Origin of the sequence: Georgenia daeguensis (assembly GCF_039537705.1) — a bacterium.
GTDB classification, from domain to species: domain Bacteria; phylum Actinomycetota; class Actinomycetes; order Actinomycetales; family Actinomycetaceae; genus Georgenia; species Georgenia daeguensis.
This window is the reverse complement of the sequence record NZ_BAABBA010000002.1, coordinates 12,366-31,063: the sequence shown is the minus strand read 5'-3', so window position 1 is coordinate 31,063 and position 18,698 is coordinate 12,366. Positions and strand designations below refer to the sequence as shown.

Genomic DNA, 18,698 nt, shown 5'->3' with positions numbered 1-18,698 from the left:
GCGAGCGCGACGACGGCGAGCACCGAGGCGGCCCCGCCCGGGGCGTTGACCCGCAGTCGGGTCAGGACCGGCAGGTCAGTGGACGATCCTGAACTTCTCGTAGACCCGCCGCATCGGCGCGGGCGCCCACCAGTTCCACCGGCCCAGGAGGGTCATGGTGGCGGGCACGAGCAGCATCCGCACGAGCGTGGCGTCGACGAGCACGGTCACGGCCAGCGCGACGCCCGCCTGCTTGATGACGATGAGCTCGCCGGTGATGAACCCGGCGAAGACCGCGACCATGATCAGCGCGGCGGAGGTGATGATGCGGCCCGAGCGCTGCAGGCCCCGCTCGACGGCCTCGTCGTTGGTGCTGCCCGCGTCCCAGTACTCCTTGATGCGCGAGAGCAGGAAGACCTCGTAGTCCATGGCCAGGCCGAAGCCGAAGGCCACGGCGATCGCCACCACGTAGGACTCCAGGCCCTCGACCGGGGTGAAGCCGAGCAGGCCGGTGAGGTGCCCGCCCTGGAAGATCCACACGGTCACGCCGAGGGAGGCCGCCAGCGAGAGGAGGTTGACCACCAGGGCCTTGAGCGGGACGAGCACCGAGCCGGTCATGAGGAAGAGCAGGACGAAGATCGCGAGGACGACGACGGCGCCGGCCACCGGGAGCCCCTCGACCAGGGAGTCGTTGAAGTCCAGCTGGGTCGCCGCCTGACCGGTCACGAATGTGTCGTAGCCCGGGTCCAGCGCCCGGACCTCCTTCACGGCCGCCGTCGCCTCGTCGCCCGCGGCGTCGTCGACGTCGAGGAAGACCGGCAGCACGGTGTGGTCGCCGGAGGCGGCTGGCTCGCCGACGATCTCGACGGCGGCGACGGCGGAGACGTCCTCGCGCAGCTGGGCCACCTCGCCCGGTGCTGCGTCCGCCACCACGACGATCTCGGGCGTGCGCGAGCCGGGGTAGTCCTCCGCGAGGGCCGCGATGTAGTCGCGCTGGTCGGAGTCCTCCGGCAGCAGCTCGGTGGTCGCGCTGCGCATCGACAGTCCCAGCACGGGGGAGGCGAGCACCACCAGGACCGCCAGCGAGCCGAGCATGAACGCCCAGGGGTGGGCGTGCACGCGGCGGGCCAGGCGGGAGAACATGCCGTCGCGCGGCGCGACGTCGCCCAACCCGCGCACGAGGACCCGCAGGCCGGGGACGCGGGAGAGGACCGAGGGCTTGCGCATGCGGTCGCCGAGCAGCAGCAGGATCGCGGGGACGAGCGTCACGGCGCACGCGACGGCCAGCAGCACCGACGCGATTCCGGCGACGGCGATCGCCTTGAGCACCTCGGGGCGCATCAGCAGCAGGCCGGCGATCGAGAACGCGACCGTCAGGGCGGAGAAGACGACCGTCCGCCCCGCGGTCGCCACGGTCGTGCGGACCGCCTCGATGAGCACGGGGTCGTGCCCCGGCCGCCGGCGGCGCCGCGCCCTGACCGCCGTCGGGAGGGCGGCGGGCTCGACGTCGCCGAGCCGGTGCAGCTCCTCGCGGTAGCGCGAGACGACCAGCAGGCCGTAGTCGATCGACAGCGCCATGCTCATGACGGTGATGACGTTGACCACGAAGGAGTCGACGTCCACCGAGTAGGTGAGCGCCAGGAGGATCCCGAGGCCGCCGACGATGGAGACGACGGCGCCGACGATCGGCAGGCCGGCGGCGAGGAACCCGCCGAACACCACCACCATGATGAGCAGGGCCAGCGGGATGGCGAACGCCTCGCCGCTGACCAGGTCCTCCTGGACCTGCTCGACGATCGAGTCGGCGATCAGCGGGGTGGAGCTGACGATGCCCTCCGCGCCGGGCGCGACGTCCGCCAGGTCGCCGGGCACCTGACGGAGCCGCTCGACGACGGCGTCGTGCGCGCTCTCCTCGGCGCCGTCGTCGAGCGCCTCCTCGAGCACCACCGCCATGAGGAAGCCGTCCCGGTCGGCCGAGACGAGCCCGGCGGCGGCGGGGTTCGCCAGCCCCTGGGGCAGGACGAACGGGTCGACCACGGAGGCGACGCCGTCGATCTCGGCCAGGTCCGCCCGTGCCGGGTCGAGCGCCGCCGTCAGCTCCGGGACCGCCGCCTGGTCGGTGAGGTCGGCGCCCCGGACGACGAGGGAGATCTGCGGCCCGCCCTCACCCTCCTCGTCGAGGATCTCCTGGGCGCGCGCGCTCTCCGAGCCGGGAACGACCGGGGCGCCGGTCTGCAGCCGTTCGAAGAGACCCTGGCCGGCGAACCCGGTCAGCGCCGCGACGCCGGAGAAGAGGGCGAGCACGACCCAGCCGACGATGACGGTGCGCGGGTGCCGGGTCACAAGCCGGCCGATCAGGGCGAACACACCGTCCAGTTTCCCATCCCGCGGCGCTCCTCCGGCACGAGGGCGCCGCGCCGGCCCGCGACCCCGTCCGGCGAGGAGGGCGCCGCGCCAGCCTGCGACCCCGTCCGGCGAGGAGGGCGCCGCGCCGAGCCGCGACTCCGACCGGCGAGCCGGGCGGAGCCGCACCCGACCGCCGTCGAGAGCCGGGCGGTGGGGAGGACCACCGCGACGGCCCGACTAGCCTGGACCGGTGGATCTCTTCGAGGCGGCCGGAGCCGACGACGCGGGCGTGCCCGCCGTCCGGCAGGGTGCGCCGCTCGCCGTGCGCATGCGCCCGGCCACCCTGGACGAGGTGCTCGGGCAGGACCACCTCCTCGAGCCGGGCTCGCCGCTGCGCCGCCTGGTGGAGCCGGTCCCGGAGGGACGACGGCGGATCGCGCCGTCGTCCGTGGTGCTGTGGGGCCCGCCGGGCACCGGCAAGACCACCCTCGCCTACCTCGTCGCGCACGGCTCGGGCCGGCGCTTCACCGAGCTGTCCGCCGTCACGGCCGGCGTGAAGGACGTCCGCGGCGTCGTCGAGGACGCCCGGCGCCGCCTCGTCACCTCGGGGGAGGAGACCGTCCTCTTCATCGACGAGGTCCACCGCTTCTCCAAGACCCAGCAGGACGCCCTGCTGCCGTCCGTGGAGAACCGGTGGGTCACCCTGGTGGCCGCCACCACGGAGAACCCCAGCTTCTCGGTCATCTCGCCGCTGCTGTCCCGCTCGCTCCTGCTCACGCTGCGCCCGCTCGCGGAGGAGCACGTGCGCTCCCTGGTCGCACGGGCGCTGACCGACGAGCGCGGGCTCGGCGGCGCCCTCACGCTCGACGACGACGCCGCCGACCACCTCGTCCGCCTCGCCGGCGCGGACGCCCGCAAGGCGCTCACGATCCTCGAGGCCGCCGCTGGGTCCGCGGAGGCGGCCGGCGAGGAAGCGATCACCCTGGAGTCGGTCGAGCGGGCCATCGACGTCGCCGCCGTGCGTTACGACCGGGCCGGCGACCAGCACTACGACGTCATCTCCGCCTTCATCAAGTCCATGCGGGGCTCCGACGTCGACGCGGCCCTGCACTACCTGGCCCGGATGGTCGTGGCGGGGGAGGACCCGCGGTTCATCGCGCGGCGCATCGTCATCGCCGCGGCGGAGGACGTCGGGATGGCGGACCCGTCCGCCTTGCAGACGGCGGTGGCCGCCGCGCAGGCCGTGTCGCTCATCGGGATGCCGGAGGCGCGGATCATCCTCGCCGAGGCGGTCGTGCACGTGGCGACCGCGCCCAAGTCCAACGCCGCGTACAAGGCGGTCGACGCCGCCATCGCCGACGTGCGCGCGGGCAAGGTCGCGCCCGTCCCGGCGCACCTGCGCGACGCCCACTACGCCGGGGCCGAGGGCCACGGCCACGGGCTCGGCTACGTCTACTCACACGACCAGCCGCACGGCATCGCGGCGCAGCAGTACGCCCCCGACGACCTGGTCGACGCCCGCTACTACCGCCCCACCGGTCACGGTCACGAGCGCGAGATCACAGCGCGCCTGGAGCGCATCAGGCAGCTGCTCGGCCGGTAGATGCTAGGCTTTTCCGGTTGCCCGCGCTCTGGTGCGGGCGCTCCCCTGGGGTCATGGCCATCGGGTCGACCCCGCGCCGGGCGGCAACCGCCGTCGCCGGTGTGACGTCACAACGACAGGAAGTCAACAAGACATGGCAGTGAGCCGCACGCGCCGTCAGGTGCGCCTTTCCCGCGCCCTGGGCATCGCCCTGACCCCCAAGGCCGTCAAGTACTTCGAGAAGCGGCCGTACGGCCCCGGTGAGCACGGCCGCGCCCGTCGCCGCACCGAGTCCGACTACGCCGTCCGTCTCAAGGAGAAGCAGCGTCTCCGCGCGCAGTACGGCATCCGCGAGGCACAGCTCCAGCGCGTCTTCGAGGAGGCCCGCCGCGAGCAGTTCCTGACCGGTGAGTCCCTCGTCGAGCTGCTCGAGATGCGCCTCGACGCGCTCGTCCTGCGCTCGGGCTTCGCCCGTACCATCGCCCAGGCCCGCCAGGCCGTCGTGCACCGCCACATCCTCGTGGACGGCAAGCTCGTCGACCGCCCCTCCTTCCGCGTCAAGCCCGGCCAGGTCATCCAGGTCAAGCCGAAGTCCCAGGCCACCGTGCCGTTCCAGGTCGCCGCTGCCGGCGCCCACCGCGACGTGCTGCCCAACGTGCCGGCCTACCTCGACGTCCAGGTCGAGAAGCTGCGCGCCGAGCTGGTCCGCCGCCCGAAGCGCGCCGAGGTCCCCGTGACCTGCAACGAGCAGCTGGTCGTCGAGTACTACTCGCGCTGACCTGATCTCGTCCCACCGCTGCGCCCCGGGCAGCCGGCTCACCACGCCGGTTCCCGGGGCGTCGCCGTGAAGAGGGTAGATTCCTCCAGGCGGCGTCGGCCCAGGTGGGGCCGCACGCCGGGTCTGACCCTCGTCCTCAAGGAGCCCTTATGTCCGTCGGTGACATCGCCGGCCTGATCGCTGCGATCGCGTTCGTGGCGCTGGTGATCTTCCTCGCCGTGCCCCTGCTCAAGCTCGGCAAGGTCCTCGACGAGGCCCGCGGCACCGTCCGGCAGCTCACCGAGCACACCCTCCCCGCGATCGACGAGGCCGCCCAGACGATCCGGGCGACCAACGGTCAGCTCGAGAAGGTCGACACCATCACCACCTCGGCCGCGCAGGTCACCGAGGACGTCTCCGCGCTCACCACGCTGGTCTCGGCCACCGTCGGCGGGCCGCTCATCAAGCTGTCCGCGTTCTCCTACGCCGTCCGCAGCGTCCTGGGCGGGAAGGGACGGGAGCGATGAACCCCAGGGTGCTCCTCGGCGTCGGCCTTCTCGGCGTCACGCTCGCCGGCACCGCGATCCTGCTCGCCGCGGGCCGTGCGCCGTCGGTCCTGGACCGTCTGCGCGCCCTGCCCGAGGACTTCGCCGCCGCCTACCGGCAGCGTGAGGCCGAGCTGCGCGCCGCCCTCATCCCCGACGATGACGCCGTCGCGGCCGCCCGGGCAGACGTCGTCGCCCGCCGGTCCACCGGCCGTGGCTTCGGCGCGGTCCCGGCCGGCACCCACGCCGCTCCGGCCGGCGCCCACGCCGCTCCGGCCGGCACCCACGCCGCTCCGGCCGGCACCCACGCTGGCCCGACGGGCGCCGTCAGCCCGGCCGACGCCGGGGACGACCTGCCCTACGCGTTCTGAGCCGGCGTCGTCGCCTCCGACCCCCCGGCGGACCACCGCCACCCGCGGTGACCTCCGGCTCCGACCGGCAACCTGCCGCCACCCGCCACCCGCCCCACTGACCCGAGGAAACATGCGCACCGCCGAGATCCGCACCCGCTGGCTGGACTACTTCGCCAAGAACGACCACCAGGTCGTGCCGAGCGCGTCGCTGGTCTCGCCGGACCCCTCGATCCTGTTCACGATCGCCGGCATGGTGCCCTTCATCCCCTACATCGTGGGCACGGAGAAGGCGCCGTGGCCGCGGGCCGCCAGCGTGCAGAAGTGCATCCGCACCAACGACATCGAGAACGTCGGCAAGACCACCCGCCACGGCACCTTCTTCCAGATGTGCGGCAACTTCTCGTTCGGGGACTACTTCAAGCAGGGCGCCATCGACTACGCCTGGGAGCTGCTGACCGGCTCGCAGGACGACGGCGGCTACGGCCTCGACGGCGACCGCCTCTGGGTGACGATCTGGGACCAGGACGCCGAGGCCCGTGACGCCCTGGCCAAGGTCGGCGTCGACCCGGCCCACATCGTGCGCCTGCCGCGCGAGGAGAACTTCTGGGACACCGGCCAGCCCGGGCCCGCGGGCCCGTGCGCCGAGTTCCACTACGACCGCGGCCCCAAGTACGGTCCCGACGCCGAGGGCGGCACCGTCGACCCGGGCGGCGACCGCTACCTCGAGGTGTGGAACCTGGTCTTCGACCAGTACCTGCGCGGGGAGGGCCGGGGCAAGGACTACCCGCTCCTCGGCGAGCTCGAGAGCAAGGCCATCGACACCGGCCTCGGCCTCGAGCGCGTGGCGTACCTGCTCCAGGGCAAGGAGAACATGTACGAGATCGACGAGGTCTTCCCCGTCATCTCGGCCGCCGAGCAGCTCTCCGGCAAGACCTACACCCTCGGCGCGAACAGCCAGGCCCCCGACGACGTGCGCCTGCGCGTGGTGGCCGACCACGTGCGCTCCGCGCTGATGCTCATCGGCGACGGCGTCCGCCCCGCGAACGACGGCCGCGGCTACGTCCTGCGCCGGCTGATCCGCCGCGCGGTCCGCTCCATGCGTCTGCTCGGCGTCGACGAGCCGAGCCTGCCCTCCCTGCTGCCCGTCTCCAGGGACGCGATGAAGGCGTCCTACCCCAACATCGAGGCCGACTTCGACCGGATCTCCCAGGTCGCCTACGAGGAGGAGGAGGCGTTCCGCCGCACCCTCGTCTCGGGCACCACGATCCTGGACACCGCCGTCGCCAAGGCGAAGCAGGCCTCGACCAAGGCGCCGGTCCTCGGCGGCAGGGAGGCGTTCACCCTCCACGACACCTACGGCTTCCCGATCGACCTCACCCTCGAGATGGCGGCCGAGCACGGCGTGAGCGTGGACGAGGCCGGCTTCCGCGAGCTGATGGACGAGCAGCGCCAGCGCGCCCGCGCCGACGCGCTCGCCAAGAAGACCGGCCACGTCGACACCTCGCTCTACGCGGACCTGCAGGAGCGCCTCGGCGGCCCGGTGCAGTTCCTCGGCTACACCGACGCGACGGCGGAGGCCCGCCTCGTCGGCCTGCTCGTCGACGGCCGGCCCGCCCCGACCGCCGCGGCGCCGGCGGACGTCGAGATCGTCCTGGACCGCACCCCGTTCTACGCCGAGGCGGGCGGGCAGCTCGCGGACCAGGGCACCATTGCATTCGAGGGCGGGGCGATCGTCGACGTCGCGGACGTCCAGGCGCCCATCAAGGGCCTCTCGGTCCACCGCGGCCGCCTCACCGAGGGCACGCTGACCCTCGACGAGAAGGGCGTGGCGGCGATCGACACCGCGCGCCGCAAGGCCATCGCGCGCGCCCACACCGCCACCCACATGGTGCACAAGGCGCTGCACGAGCACCTCGGCGACCAGGCCACCCAGGCGGGCTCGGAGAACGCCCCGTCCCGGCTCCGGTTCGACTTCCGGCACGGCTCGGCCGTTCCCGGCGACGTGCTGAACGAGATCGAGGAGCGGGTCAACACCCAGCTCGCGGAGAACCTCGAGGTCACCGACGCCATCATGGACATCGACGAGGCCCGCGCCGCCGGCGCGATGGCGCTCTTCGGCGAGAAGTACGGCCGGCGGGTGCGCGTCGTCTCCATCGGCGGCGACTGGTCCAAGGAGCTCTGCGGTGGCACCCACGTCTCCGCCACCGGTGCGCTCGGCCTCGTCACCCTGCTGGGCGAGGCGTCCATCGGTTCGGGCGTGCGGCGCGTGGACGCCCTCGTCGGGGCCGGCGCCTACGGCTTCCAGGCCAAGGAGCACGCGCTCGTCAGCCAGGTCACGGGGATCGTCGGCGGCCGTCCGGACGAGCTGCCCGAGCGGGTCGACGCGCTCATGAACCGGCTCAAGGCCGCGGAGAAGGAGCTGGCGGCCCTCCGCCAGGGCCAGCTCCTCGCCGCCGCCGGCCGGGTCGCCGACGCCGCGGAGGCGGTCGGTCCCACCCGCGTCGTGACCCACGACGCCGGTGAGGTCGCCTCGGCGGACGACCTGCGTACCCTCGCCCTCGACGTGCGGGCCCGGCTGGGCGACTCCGCCCCCGCCGTCGTCGCGGTCGGCGGGGTGGCCAAGGGCAGGCCCGCCGTGGTCGTCGCCACGAACCCCACCGCCCGCGAGGCGGGGGTGCGGGCCGGCGCCCTCGTGAAGATCGCCGCGACCACTCTCGGCGGCGGCGGAGGCGGCAAGGACGACGTCGCCCAGGGCGGCGGGACCGACGCGGCCGCTCTCGGGAAGGCGCTGGACGCGGTCCGGGGCGAGGTCGCGACCCTGGTGGGCGCATGACCGACGCACCGACGACGGGCGGGACGCCCGCGCCGGACGGGTTCGATCCGGCCCGGGCCGTGCCGCCCGGCGCCGAGACAGCCGGCGCTCAGCCTGCCGGGGACGTCACGCCGGCCCTGCGCCGCGGCGTGCGCCTCGGGATCGACGTCGGCACGGTCCGCGTCGGGGTGGCCCGGTGCGACGCCGCGGGCATCCTCGCGCTCCCCGTCCGCACCGTCGCCCGCCGCAAGGACGGTGGCGACGTCGGTGAGATCGCCGACCTCGTGCGCGAGCACGAGGCGATGGAGGTGCTGGTGGGCCTGCCGCGCAGCCTGTCCGGCGCCGAGGGGAAGTCGGCTCAGGCGGCTCGCGGGTACGCTGTGCGGGTCGCGGCGGCCGTCGACCCCGTCCCGGTACGGCTGGTCGACGAAAGGCTGACCACCGTCAGCGCCCACCAGGCGCTGCACGCCTCCGGCCGGCCCGGCCGGCGGCACCGTGAGGTGGTCGACCAGGTCGCCGCGGTGATGATCGTGGAACAGGCCCTCGAGATCGAGAGACGCTCCGGGACGCCTGCCGGCGAGGTTGTCCGCCCGCAGGCACCGGCGAAGGACGGAGAGCACGGGTGAACGACCTCTTCCAGGGCGCGCAGGTGCAGGAGGAGCACGTCGAGCCCCGCCGGGAGCGGCGGGAGCACCGCCGCGCCCGCGAGGCCCGGCGTCGCCAGCGGCGACGTCGTTCGCTGATCGTCATGACGATCGCCGTCGTGCTGGTCGCCGCCCTCTCGGTCTGGGCGTTCCCGAAGGTGCGCGACGCCATCGCCGACCGCCCGACGACGGCGGCCGAGGACTTCCCGGGGCCCGGGCAGGGCGAGGTCGAGGTCGTGATCCCCTCCGGCGCCTCCGGCGCAGAGATCGGCGCGATCCTCCAGGAGGCCGGCGTGGTGGCCTCCCAGCGCGCCTTCACCGGCGCGTTCGGCGAGAACGTCAACGCCTCGCGCATCCAGCCCGGGACCTACACCCTCCTCAAGGAGATGGCGGCTGCCGACGCCGTCGTCGCCCTTCTGGACCCGGCCAACAAGGCCGAGGTCACCATCACGGTGCCCGAGGGTTTCCACGCCGACCACGTCTACGAGCGCATCGCCAACGTCGCCCAGATCCCCATCGAGGAGGTCGAGGCGGCGGCGGCCGACCCGGCGGCCATCGGTCTGCCCGCAGAGGCGGGCGGCAAGCCGGAGGGGTGGCTCGCCGCGGCGACCTACTCCTTCCAGCCCAGCGACGACGCGGCGGCGATCCTGTCGACCATGGTCAAGCAGACGGTCTCCCGGCTGGACGAGCGCGGAGTGCCCGCCGACCAGCGCCAGGCCGTCCTGACCAAGGCCTCCATCGTCGAGCGCGAGGTGAACCTGCCGGAGTACTACGGGCACGTCGCCCGGGTCATCGAGAACCGGCTGGCCGACGACGGCGAGGTCAACGGGCGCCTGCAGATGGACTCCACTGTGCTCTACGGCCTCGGCAAGGTCGGCGGCGTGCCCACGCAGGCCGATCTCGACAAGGACACCCCGTACAACACCTACCTGCATCCGGGGCTGCCGCCGACGGCGATCGGTGCGCCCGGCGCCGCAGCGATCGACGCGGTGCTCAAGCCGCCGGCCGGCGACTGGCTCTACTTCGCCACGGTCAACCTCGACACGGGGGAGACGAAGTTCGCCGCCACGCTCGAGGAGCACAACGCCAACGTGGCCGAGCTGCGCAAGTGGCTCGAGGAGAACCCGCAGTCTGACGGCTGACCCCTGACGCTGTCACCCCGTGCCACGGGCGCGTGAGCCGGGCCGACCGGCGTCGCCCGTCCCTCTTCCCGCGCCGCACCTGTGCCGGGCCGCTGCAGCAGCGGCCCGGCACAGCTGCGGCGCGGAGCGTGCCTGTCGTACGGCGGATCGCCCTGTCCGCGGCTGTGGACCGGGCCGCCGCCGGCGCGCGTGCTGCTGGTAGACCTGTGCCGTCAGCAGTCGCGAGGAGGGACGCACATGTCGGTGGTGGGGCAGGATCTGCGGGCTGGGGGGGTCGAGCGGCGCGCCGCGGTGCTGGGGCACCCCGTGCGGCACTCGCTGTCACCGACGCTGCACCGCGCAGCGTACGCCCAGCTGGGTCTGACCGGCTGGGCCTACGGGCTGCAGGACGTCACGGCCGGTGAGCTCCCCGCTGTCCTGGAGCAGCTCGACGGGACGTGGGGCGGCCTGTCCCTGACCATGCCGCTCAAGCAGGCGGTCATCCCGCTGCTGGACGTCGTCGATCCGCTCGCGGAGGTGACCGGGGCGGTGAACACGCTGGTGGTCCAGCCCGGCCGGAACGGGGAGACGGGCCCGTTGGTGGGGTTCAACACCGACGTCCAGGGCATCGTCGCGGCCCTGCGCGAGGTGGCTCCGCCCGACTGGCGCCCGCAACGGCCGGTGGTCCTCGGTGCGCGGGCGACCGCCTCGTCCGCCCTGGCGGCGTTCGGCGAGCTGGGCGTCACCAGCACAACGCTCGTGGCCCGGTCGGTGGCGGGTCCGGGTTCCGCCGCGGCCGCCGCCCACCGCATGGGGGTCAGCACGACGCACCGTTCCTGGACGTCCGCCGAGGTCGCTGCGGAGGCGCTGCTCGCCTCGGACGTGGTGGTCTCCTCCGTGCCCTCCGGGGTGGCCGACGACGTGGCCGCGGCCCTGGCCAACAGGCTGGACGGCAGCGCGGACGCCCTCGCCGGGGCGGTCCTGCTGGACGTCGTGTACGACCCCTGGCCGACGCCGCTCGCCGCCGCGTGGCGCGCGGCGGGCGGTGCCGTCGCGCCGGGGTGGGCGATGCTGCTGCACCAGGCGGAGGCGCAGGTGCGCCTGTTCACCGGCCGAACGCCGGACGTCTCCGTCATGCGGGCGTCCCTGCTGGCCGAGCTCGACCGGCGCCACGCAGGTCACCAGGTGGCCGACTCGCCAGCCGTCTTCGACCTCCCTGCCCGTGCGTGAGGAAGAGGTGGCCGTGAGTGAGGACGACCCGGCGGCCACGGCCGGCGGCCGAGCCACCGGGTCCCCGGCTGCGACCTCGGGCGGCCGGGACACCACGCCACCGGCCGATGTGACCCCGGTGCCGCGCGACGCGGCCACGGTCCCGGCTGACGTGATCCCGGTGCCGGGCGACGTGGCCCAGGTCGACGCGGCCCCGGTCCCGGGCCAGGTGGCCTCGGGGCCAGCCTCCACGTCCCTTCCCGAGGACGACGACTCCCGCGCGGGTCTGCCCCCAGGCGTCCGCGGTCCGACGTTCATGGTCGCCGGGGTCGTCGGCGCGGGTGCCGTGGCCGGGCTGGCCGGCCAGCACTGGGCGGTCGTCGCCGGGGGAGCGGGCCTGGCCGCGCTGGCCGTGGTGCTCACCGTGATCGACGTGCGGACCCACCGCCTCCCGGACCGGCTCGTCGGGCCCGGCGTCTGCTGGCTGCTCCTGACGCTCACGCTCGCGGCCGCCGTCACGGGGCAACCGGGCACGCTCGGTCGGGCCGTCCTGGCCGGGCTCGCGTCCGCGACCGGCTACCTGCTGCTCGGGCTCGCCCGCGCCGGGGGTCTCGGCCTGGGGGACGTCAAGCTGGGCGGGCTCCTCGGGCTGTGGCTCGGGTGGTTCGGCTGGTCCGCCGTCCTCGCCGGTCCCGTGGTCGCCTTCGTCCTCGGTGGCATCTTCGCGTCGGGGCTGCTGCTCGTCGGCAGGGCCGGCCGGAAGTCGGCCTTCGCCTTCGGTCCCTGGATGCTGCTCGGTGCGGCCGCGGCGACAGCCGGGGCCCTCGCGGACGCCCTGCCTTACTGAGGGACCGGCGACGGTCGCCCGGCCCGCCGCCCCGGCCTGCCGTACCGCCCGGCCCGCCGTACCGCCCGGCCCGCCGCGCCGGCCTGCCTTACCGGCCTGCCGTCATGCCCGGGCGTCGCGGCGATCCGCACGGGTCCCGGCGTGGACGCGGCTGCGGCCCGCTCGCCGTGCCGTGGCAGGATCGGCCCCATGCTCAGATGGTTGACGGCAGGAGAGTCCCACGGTCCCGCGCTCGTCGGCGTGCTCGAGGGACTGCCCGCGGGCGTGCAGGTGACCACCGAGGACATCCGGCAGGCCCTCGCCCGCCGACGTCTCGGTCACGGGCGCGGCGCGCGCATGAAGTTCGAGCAGGACGAGGTGCGCATCCTCGGCGGCGTCCGGCACGGCGTGAGCATGGGCGGCCCCGTCGCCGTCGAGATCGGCAACAGCGAGTGGCCCAAGTGGGAGACGGTCATGTCCGCGGACCCGGTCCCGCCGGAGTCGCTCCTGGTGGACGCCGGCACCGGTGACGAGCGGGAGGTCGCCCGCAACCGGCCGCTCACGCGCCCCCGCCCCGGGCACGCCGATCTTGTCGGGATGCAGAAGTACGACCTGCGCGACGCACGCCCGGTCCTCGAGCGGGCCAGCGCCCGCGAGACCGCCGCCCGGGTGGCGCTGGGCACGCTCGCCGCCGCCCTGCTCGAGCAGGTCGCCGGAGTCCGGCTCGTCTCCCACGTCGTCGCCATCGGTCCCGTCGCGGTTCCCGACAACGCTCCCGTGCCCGGCCCGGACGACGTCGCGGCCCTCGACGCCGACCCCGTGCGCTGCTTCGACGCGGCGTCGTCGTCCGCCATGGTCGCCGAGATCGACCAGTGCCAGAAGGACGGCGACACCCTGGGCGGCGTCGTCGAGGTTCTCGCCTACGGCGTACCGCCGGGGCTGGGCTCGCACGTGTCGGGCGACCGCCGCCTCGACTCACGCCTGGCCGGCGCGGTCATGGGCATCCAGGCCGTGAAGGGCGTGGAGATCGGCGACGGGTTCCGCACTGCCGCCCGGCGGGGCTCCGCCGCTCACGACGAGATCGTGCCGGGGCCCGGCGACCGGCTGCGGCGCGCCACCAACCGCGCCGGCGGCACCGAGGGCGGCATGAGCAACGGCGAGGTCGTGCGGGTGCGCGCCGCCATGAAGCCGATCTCCACGGTGCCGCGGGCCCTCGCCACGGTCGACATCACGACCGGCGAGCCGGCGAAGGCCATCCACCAGCGGTCCGACGTCTGCGCGGTACCCCCGGCCGCCGTCGTCGCCGAGGCGATGGTCGCTCTCGTGCTGGCGCAGGCGCTCCTGGAGAAGGTGGGCGGGGACTCGGTCACCGAGTCCGCCCGCAACCTGCGCGGCTACCTGGAGGCCATCCCCGAGCACCTGCGCTGACCTGCGGCCACGCGGGTACAGGAGCTCCGGTGACGCGCGGCCACGCGAGCCCCGGACACCTGCGGTGACCCGCGAGTGCTCTCGCCGATCGAGCCTCCGCGGATCGTCGGGATGCGCCGTGGCCGCGCGTCTGGACGGTGAGACCTCGACATCTGAGGCGACGCCCCGGCGGTAGCGTGACCGCGTGACCACCTCCCGTCCCCGTCTCGTCCTCGTCGGGCTGCCCGGAGCAGGCAAGACCACCGTCGGTGGCCTCCTCGCACGGGCCCTGGCTGTGGACTTCGTCGACTCCGACCAGCTCGTCGAGCGTGCCGCAGGCACCACCGTGCCCGAGGTCTTCCGTACCCAGGGCGAGGCCCGGTTCCGTGAGCTCGAGCACGAGGCAGTCGCACGAGCCCTCAGCGAGCACGACGGCGTCCTCGCGCTGGGCGGCGGAGCGGTTCTCCACCCGGGGACGCAGGAAGCCCTGCGCGGGCACACGGTGGTCCTCCTCGACGTGGTTCCCGAGCGCGCGCTGGCACGCGTCGCGCTCTCCGGCGAGCGTCCGCTCCTTGCCGACGACCCGGCGGGAACGTTCGCGGCTCTGCGTCATGACCGTCTGCCGGTCTACGAGCGGGTCGCGACCGTGACGGTGAGCACGAGCGACCGGCGCCCGCAGGACGTGGCCGCCGAGGTCCTGCGCGCGGTCGCGCAGACCGACGGTTCCCCGGTCCCGGACGAGGCCCTGCAGCGCCTGGGTACGCCGTCCGGCGCGCCGTCCGGGTCGGTGGCCCCCACGCGCATCCCGGTCGCCGGTCCCTCCAGCTACGACGTCGTCGTCGGGCGCCACCTGGACGACGAGGTGGTCCGCCTCACGGACGGGGCCTCCCGGGCGCTCGTGCTCCACGCACGGGCCACCGAGCATCTCGCCCGCCGTCTGGCCGACGCGCTCGGCGCCAACGGCGTCGACGCGCTGCTGCGCGCCCTGCCCGACGCGGAGGACGCCAAGACCCTCGACGTCCTCGCCAGCTGCTGGGAGCTACTCGGCGAGCAGCGGTTCGGCCGCGAGGACGTCGTCGTCGCCGTCGGGGGAGGGGCGACGACGGACGTGGCGGGTTTCGTCGCGGCCACCTGGCTGCGCGGTGTCCGCCTGGTCAACGTGCCGACGACGCTGCTCGGCATGGTCGATGCCGCCGTCGGCGGGAAGACGGGCATCAACACCGCCCACGGCAAGAACCTCGTCGGGTCCTTCCACCTGCCGGCCGGCGTGGTGTGCGACCTCGACTCACTCTCCACCCTGCCCGCCGCCGACCTGCGGGCCGGGCTCGCCGAGGTCGTCAAGTGCGGCTTCATCGCCGACGAGCGGATCCTGAGGCTCGTCGAGGCCGACGGCGGCCTGGGGGCGCAGGACCCGCGGTCGGACGTCCTGCGCGAGCTGGTCGAGCGGGCCGTGGCCGTCAAGGCGCGCGTGGTGGGGGACGACCTCCGCGAGGCCGGGCTGCGGGAGATCCTCAACTACGGCCACACCTTCGGGCACGCGATCGAGCGCACCGAGGGCTACCGGTGGCGGCACGGTGACGCGGTCGCCGTCGGCATGGTCTTCGCGGCCGAGCTCGCCCGGGCCGCGGGAGTGCTCGCCGACAGCGTCGTCGCCAGGCATCGCGCGGTCCTGGGCCTGCTCGAGCTGCCGACGACGTATGCCGCCGGCCGGTGGGCCGAGCTCTACGAGGCGATGACCCACGACAAGAAGGTCCGCGGCAACGCGCTGCGGTTCGTCGTGCTCGAGGACGTCGCCCGGACCACCATGCTGCGCGCCCCGGCGCCGGAGCAGCTGGAGGCGGCCTACGCGGCGGTGCAGGGCTGACAGGCGTGATCCCGCTGGAGCCAGGGATCGAGGCAGCCGGCTTCGCGTCGGACGACGCCGGAGGACGGACGCGTGCGGCAGCCGCTGGTCTGCCGGTCGGTCGGACACCGGTTCGCCGGGAGGCCCGACGCCCGACGGCAGCGCGCCGGTCGGCCGGACGCCCGCGAACGGATACGGTGATCCGGTGAGCGGCTCCTCCACACCCGACGCCCCCGCGGGCGACGCCTCCTCCACCCCCGACGCCTCCTCCACCGGCCCCGCGCCCTCGTCCGCAGCACCTCGCCGGGAGCCGTTCTCCGGTGCTCCCCGGGTCGTGCTCGTGGGCCCGCCCGGAGCCGGGAAGTCCACCGTCGGTGCGATGGTGGCCGACCGGCTCGGCGTCCCGTTCGTCGACACCGACGACCTCGTGGCCGAGCGCGGCGGCGCCCCGGTCGGTGACCTGATGATCGATCTCGGCGAGAACGGCTTCCGGGCGCTCGAGCGTGAGGTCGTCGTCGACGCCCTCGGAACCGGCGGCGTCCTGGCTCTGGGCAGCGGCGCCGTCGAGTACGCCGTGCCGCTCCTGGAGCGCTACGTCGACAGCGGCGGCACGGTCGTGCTCCTGGACGTGTCCATGTCGGCCGGCGTCCCGCGCGTCGGCCTGAACGCCCCGCGTTCGGTCGCGCTCGGTAGCGCCCGGGCCCAGTTCGCGGCGATGGCGGCCGCGCGGCGGCCCGTGTACGAGCGCGTGGCGCGCACGGTCGTCGACACGTCATCGTTGTCCGTGGCCGAGGTGGCCGAGCGAGTGCTCGCCGCTGTCGGCTGACCTGTTTCGGTTCGGCCGGCCTGCCGGCCGCTCTTGTTTCGTTCGCCCGGCCCGTCGGCCGCTCTCGTTCGTTCGCCCGGCCCGTCGGCCCGGCCGCTCTCCTTCGTTCGCCCGGCCCGTCGGCCGCTCTCGAGGGACTCGGTCAGATCGACATCTCGTCCTTCGCCGCATGCTAGGCACCGTGAGCCATCCCGATCGGTGCGCCCGACGGCGGCTGCCTTGATCTGGCCAGGTCAAGCCTGAACCCTTGATGTGACCAGATCAAGGCGCTAGCCTGGATGCATGTTCGTGGTGACCGCAGATCAGCACGCCAGCAAGCGCCGCGGAGACATGGTCGAGACCCTCCTCGCCGAGCTGGGCTCCTGGCAGGCCCGGCACCGGCGCGACGTCGCCCTGCCGCTCGAGCGCACCGTCGGGGACGAGGTCCAGACTGTGCTCACCACCGCCGAGACCGCCCTGGACCTCGCGCTTCATCTCATCCGCCTGGGGGACTGGGCCGTGGGCATCGGCGCGGGCGCGGTGCACGAGCCGCTCGCGGCGACGTCGCGAGCCAGCTCCGGACCCGCGTTCGTCCACGCCCGCACCGCGGTCGAGCGTGCGCGCGGTCGCGCAGAACCGGTGCCTGTCGTCGTCACCGGTGACGATCCCGAGGCCGCCGACGACGCGTCCGGGCTGGTCCAGCTGCTCGCCGCCGTCGTGCAACGGCGCTCCGCCGCCGGCTGGGAGGTGGCCGACCTCCTCGGCCCCGGCGTCCGGCAGAAGGACGTCGCCGCCACGCTCGGCATATCCGAGCAGGCCGTCAGCCAACGGGTACGGTCAGCACTGCTGGAGGAAGAACGCCGCGTCCGTCCGCTGGCAGCCAGGCTGCTGCGACGCGCAGCGGGGGAGAAGGGGGAGGCGTGAGTTCCACCACCGCGACGGTCGTGGCGGTGCTTGCCGCCCTCGTGGTCTCGGTCCTGCTCGGACGGGTGCTCGTCTGGGCGGTGCTCAAGCGCGTCGAGCCCGGGCCGGCGGTACCGGGCGTCCTCCGCGGAGGCGCATGGATCGGCATGCTGGAGCGTCTCGCGATCACCGGATCGGTGCTCGCAGGGTTCCCCGAGGCGGTCGCCGTCGTCCTGGCGGTCAAGGGCCTCGGCCGGTACCCGGAGCTGCGGGAGGCCCATCCCGACCGCCGGAGCCCGGCCGCCGAGCGCTTCATCATCGGCACGCTGGCGAGCTACTCCTGGGCGGGGCTCTGCGGCGTCGTCGGCATCCTGGTGCTCGGCAAGGTATCCTGACGGGCGCTGCGCGGCCCGGCGGAGCCAACCGCCACCGGCCGCTGCTCCCGACAGAACCCGACATACGAGGACGGCCCCCGCATGGCTTCGACCAACGACCTGAAGAACGGTCTGGTGCTCAACATCGACGGACAGCTGTGGTCCGTCGTCGAGTTCCAGCACGTCAAGCCCGGCAAGGGGCCGGCCTTCGTCCGGACCAAGCTCAAGAACGTCCTGTCCGGCAAGACCATCGACAAGACCTTCAACGCCGGCGTCAAGGTCGAGACCGCCACGGTGGACCGCCGCGACATGCAGTACCTGTACAAGGACGGCACCGACTTCGTCTTCATGGACTCGGCCACCTACGAGCAGATCCCGATCTCGGAGGAGACCGTCGGCGACACCGCCCGGTTCCTCAAGGAGAACCAGGACGCGATCGTCGCGATGCACGACGGCCAGGTCCTCTTCGTCGAGCTGCCGGCCTCCGTCGTCATGGAGATCACCTACACCGAGCCCGGCCTGCAGGGCGACCGCTCCTCCGCGGGGACCAAGCCGGCGACCATCGAGACCGGCTACGAGATCCAGGTCCCGCTGTTCCTCGAGACCGGCACCAAGGTGAAGGTCGACACGCGCTCCGGGGACTACCTCGGCCGCGTCACCGACTGACGATCGCACCAGCCGGAGGCGGCCGGTCCCGCAGCTGATCGCGGGACCGGCCGCCCGGCGTGCCCGACACCACTGGACAGAGAAGAGGACCCTCGTGGCCGCACGCACCAAGGCCCGCCGACGGGCGCTGGACGTCCTGTTCGAGGCCGACCAGAAGGGCATCGAGTCCAGTGACGAGCTGCTCGCGCTGCTCGAGCAGCGGATGCACGTCACCGTCGCGCAGGGGCCGTTCCCGCAGTACGCCGTCGAGATCGTCGAGGGCGTCGTCGCCCACCGCGCCGAGATCGACGAGCTCCTGAGCACCTACTCCCAGGGCTGGACGTTGGACCGGATGCCCACGGTCGACCGGTGCATCCTGCGCCTGGGCGCCTGGGAGCTGCTGTTCAACGAGGACGTCCCCGACGCCGTCGCCGTCGACGAGGCGGTCCACCTCGCGGCCGAGCTCTCCACGGACGACTCGCCCACCTTCGTCAACGGCCTGCTCGGACGCCTCCTCGAGCTGAAGCCCACCCTCTAGACCGGCGGC

At 73.9% G+C, this 18,698-nt stretch carries 17 protein-coding genes; 16 read left to right on the top strand and 1 reads right to left on the bottom strand.

Features of this window, described 5'->3' with window-relative positions; all coding sequences use genetic code 11:
- Window positions 1-75: 75 nt before the first annotated feature.
- Window positions 76-2,346: an MMPL family transporter gene (locus tag ABD774_RS01925; protein WP_345037034.1), complete on the bottom strand. Its 2,271-nt coding sequence runs from the start codon at window positions 2,344-2,346 to the stop codon at window positions 76-78.
- A gap of 229 nt (window positions 2,347-2,575) precedes the next feature.
- On the opposite strand from ABD774_RS01925, the gene ABD774_RS01920 reads away from it, so the two are divergent.
- The 16 genes from ABD774_RS01920 to nusB all read left to right on the top strand — a co-directional run bounded on the left by ABD774_RS01920 (window position 2,576) and on the right by nusB (window position 18,689).
- On the top strand, window positions 2,576-3,928 hold the full coding sequence (locus tag ABD774_RS01920) for a replication-associated recombination protein A (protein ID WP_345037031.1): 1,353 nt from the start codon (window positions 2,576-2,578) through the stop codon (window positions 3,926-3,928).
- 133 nt (window positions 3,929-4,061) lie between these two features.
- Complete coding sequence (rpsD, locus tag ABD774_RS01915) at window positions 4,062-4,685, top strand: 30S ribosomal protein S4 (protein ID WP_345037029.1); 624 nt, start codon at window positions 4,062-4,064, stop codon at window positions 4,683-4,685.
- 149 nt (window positions 4,686-4,834) lie between these two features.
- On the top strand, window positions 4,835-5,191 hold the full coding sequence (locus tag ABD774_RS01910) for a DUF948 domain-containing protein (protein ID WP_248255947.1): 357 nt from the start codon (window positions 4,835-4,837) through the stop codon (window positions 5,189-5,191).
- Window positions 5,188-5,580, top strand: a complete 393-nt coding sequence (locus ABD774_RS01905; RefSeq protein ID WP_345037025.1) for a hypothetical protein — start codon at window positions 5,188-5,190, stop codon at window positions 5,578-5,580. The genes ABD774_RS01910 and ABD774_RS01905 overlap by 4 nt, the downstream gene beginning before the upstream one ends.
- Window positions 5,581-5,692: 112 nt before the next feature.
- Window positions 5,693-8,395 carry an alanine--tRNA ligase gene (gene alaS / locus ABD774_RS01900; protein ID WP_345037023.1) on the top strand — a complete coding sequence of 901 codons (2,703 nt, stop codon included), beginning with the start codon at window positions 5,693-5,695 and terminating at the stop codon, window positions 8,393-8,395.
- Entirely contained in the window at window positions 8,392-9,000 is a 609-nt protein-coding gene (gene ruvX / locus ABD774_RS01895; protein WP_345037021.1) for a Holliday junction resolvase RuvX, read from the top strand. The genes alaS and ruvX overlap by 4 nt, the downstream gene beginning before the upstream one ends.
- On the top strand, window positions 8,997-10,160 hold the full coding sequence (mltG, locus tag ABD774_RS01890; protein ID WP_345037019.1) for an endolytic transglycosylase MltG: 1,164 nt from the start codon (window positions 8,997-8,999) through the stop codon (window positions 10,158-10,160). Before ruvX ends, mltG begins: the two co-directional genes overlap by 4 nt.
- A 237-nt stretch (window positions 10,161-10,397) precedes the next feature.
- Window positions 10,398-11,369 (top strand): shikimate dehydrogenase, encoded by a 972-nt coding sequence (locus ABD774_RS01885; RefSeq protein WP_345037016.1) that lies wholly within the window; start codon window positions 10,398-10,400, stop codon window positions 11,367-11,369.
- Between the two features lie 13 nt (window positions 11,370-11,382).
- A complete protein-coding gene (locus ABD774_RS01880; protein ID WP_345037014.1) occupies window positions 11,383-12,195 on the top strand; it encodes a prepilin peptidase in 813 nt (270 codons plus the stop codon).
- 189 nt (window positions 12,196-12,384) lie between these two features.
- Window positions 12,385-13,602, top strand: a complete 1,218-nt coding sequence (gene aroC / locus ABD774_RS01875) for a chorismate synthase (protein WP_345037012.1) — start codon at window positions 12,385-12,387, stop codon at window positions 13,600-13,602.
- A 184-nt stretch (window positions 13,603-13,786) separates the two neighbouring features.
- Complete coding sequence (gene aroB / locus ABD774_RS01865; RefSeq protein WP_486327250.1) at window positions 13,787-15,445, top strand: 3-dehydroquinate synthase; 1,659 nt, start codon at window positions 13,787-13,789, stop codon at window positions 15,443-15,445.
- Between the two features lie 184 nt (window positions 15,446-15,629).
- A complete protein-coding gene (locus ABD774_RS01860; RefSeq protein WP_345037010.1) occupies window positions 15,630-16,250 on the top strand; it encodes a shikimate kinase in 621 nt (206 codons plus the stop codon).
- Window positions 16,251-16,532: 282 nt separating this feature from the next.
- Window positions 16,533-17,153, top strand: coding sequence for a hypothetical protein (locus ABD774_RS01855; protein ID WP_345037008.1), 621 nt, complete (start codon window positions 16,533-16,535; stop codon window positions 17,151-17,153).
- The gene (locus ABD774_RS01850) at window positions 17,150-17,527 is read left to right on the top strand and encodes a hypothetical protein (protein WP_345037006.1); all 378 of its coding nucleotides are present in this window, start codon (window positions 17,150-17,152) and stop codon (window positions 17,525-17,527) included. The genes ABD774_RS01855 and ABD774_RS01850 overlap by 4 nt, the downstream gene beginning before the upstream one ends.
- An 81-nt stretch (window positions 17,528-17,608) precedes the next feature.
- The gene (gene efp / locus ABD774_RS01845) at window positions 17,609-18,172 is read left to right on the top strand and encodes an elongation factor P (RefSeq protein ID WP_248255936.1); all 564 of its coding nucleotides are present in this window, start codon (window positions 17,609-17,611) and stop codon (window positions 18,170-18,172) included.
- A gap of 94 nt (window positions 18,173-18,266) precedes the next feature.
- Complete coding sequence (nusB, locus tag ABD774_RS01840; protein ID WP_345037001.1) at window positions 18,267-18,689, top strand: transcription antitermination factor NusB; 423 nt, start codon at window positions 18,267-18,269, stop codon at window positions 18,687-18,689.
- The last annotated feature ends 9 nt before the right edge of the window (window positions 18,690-18,698 follow it).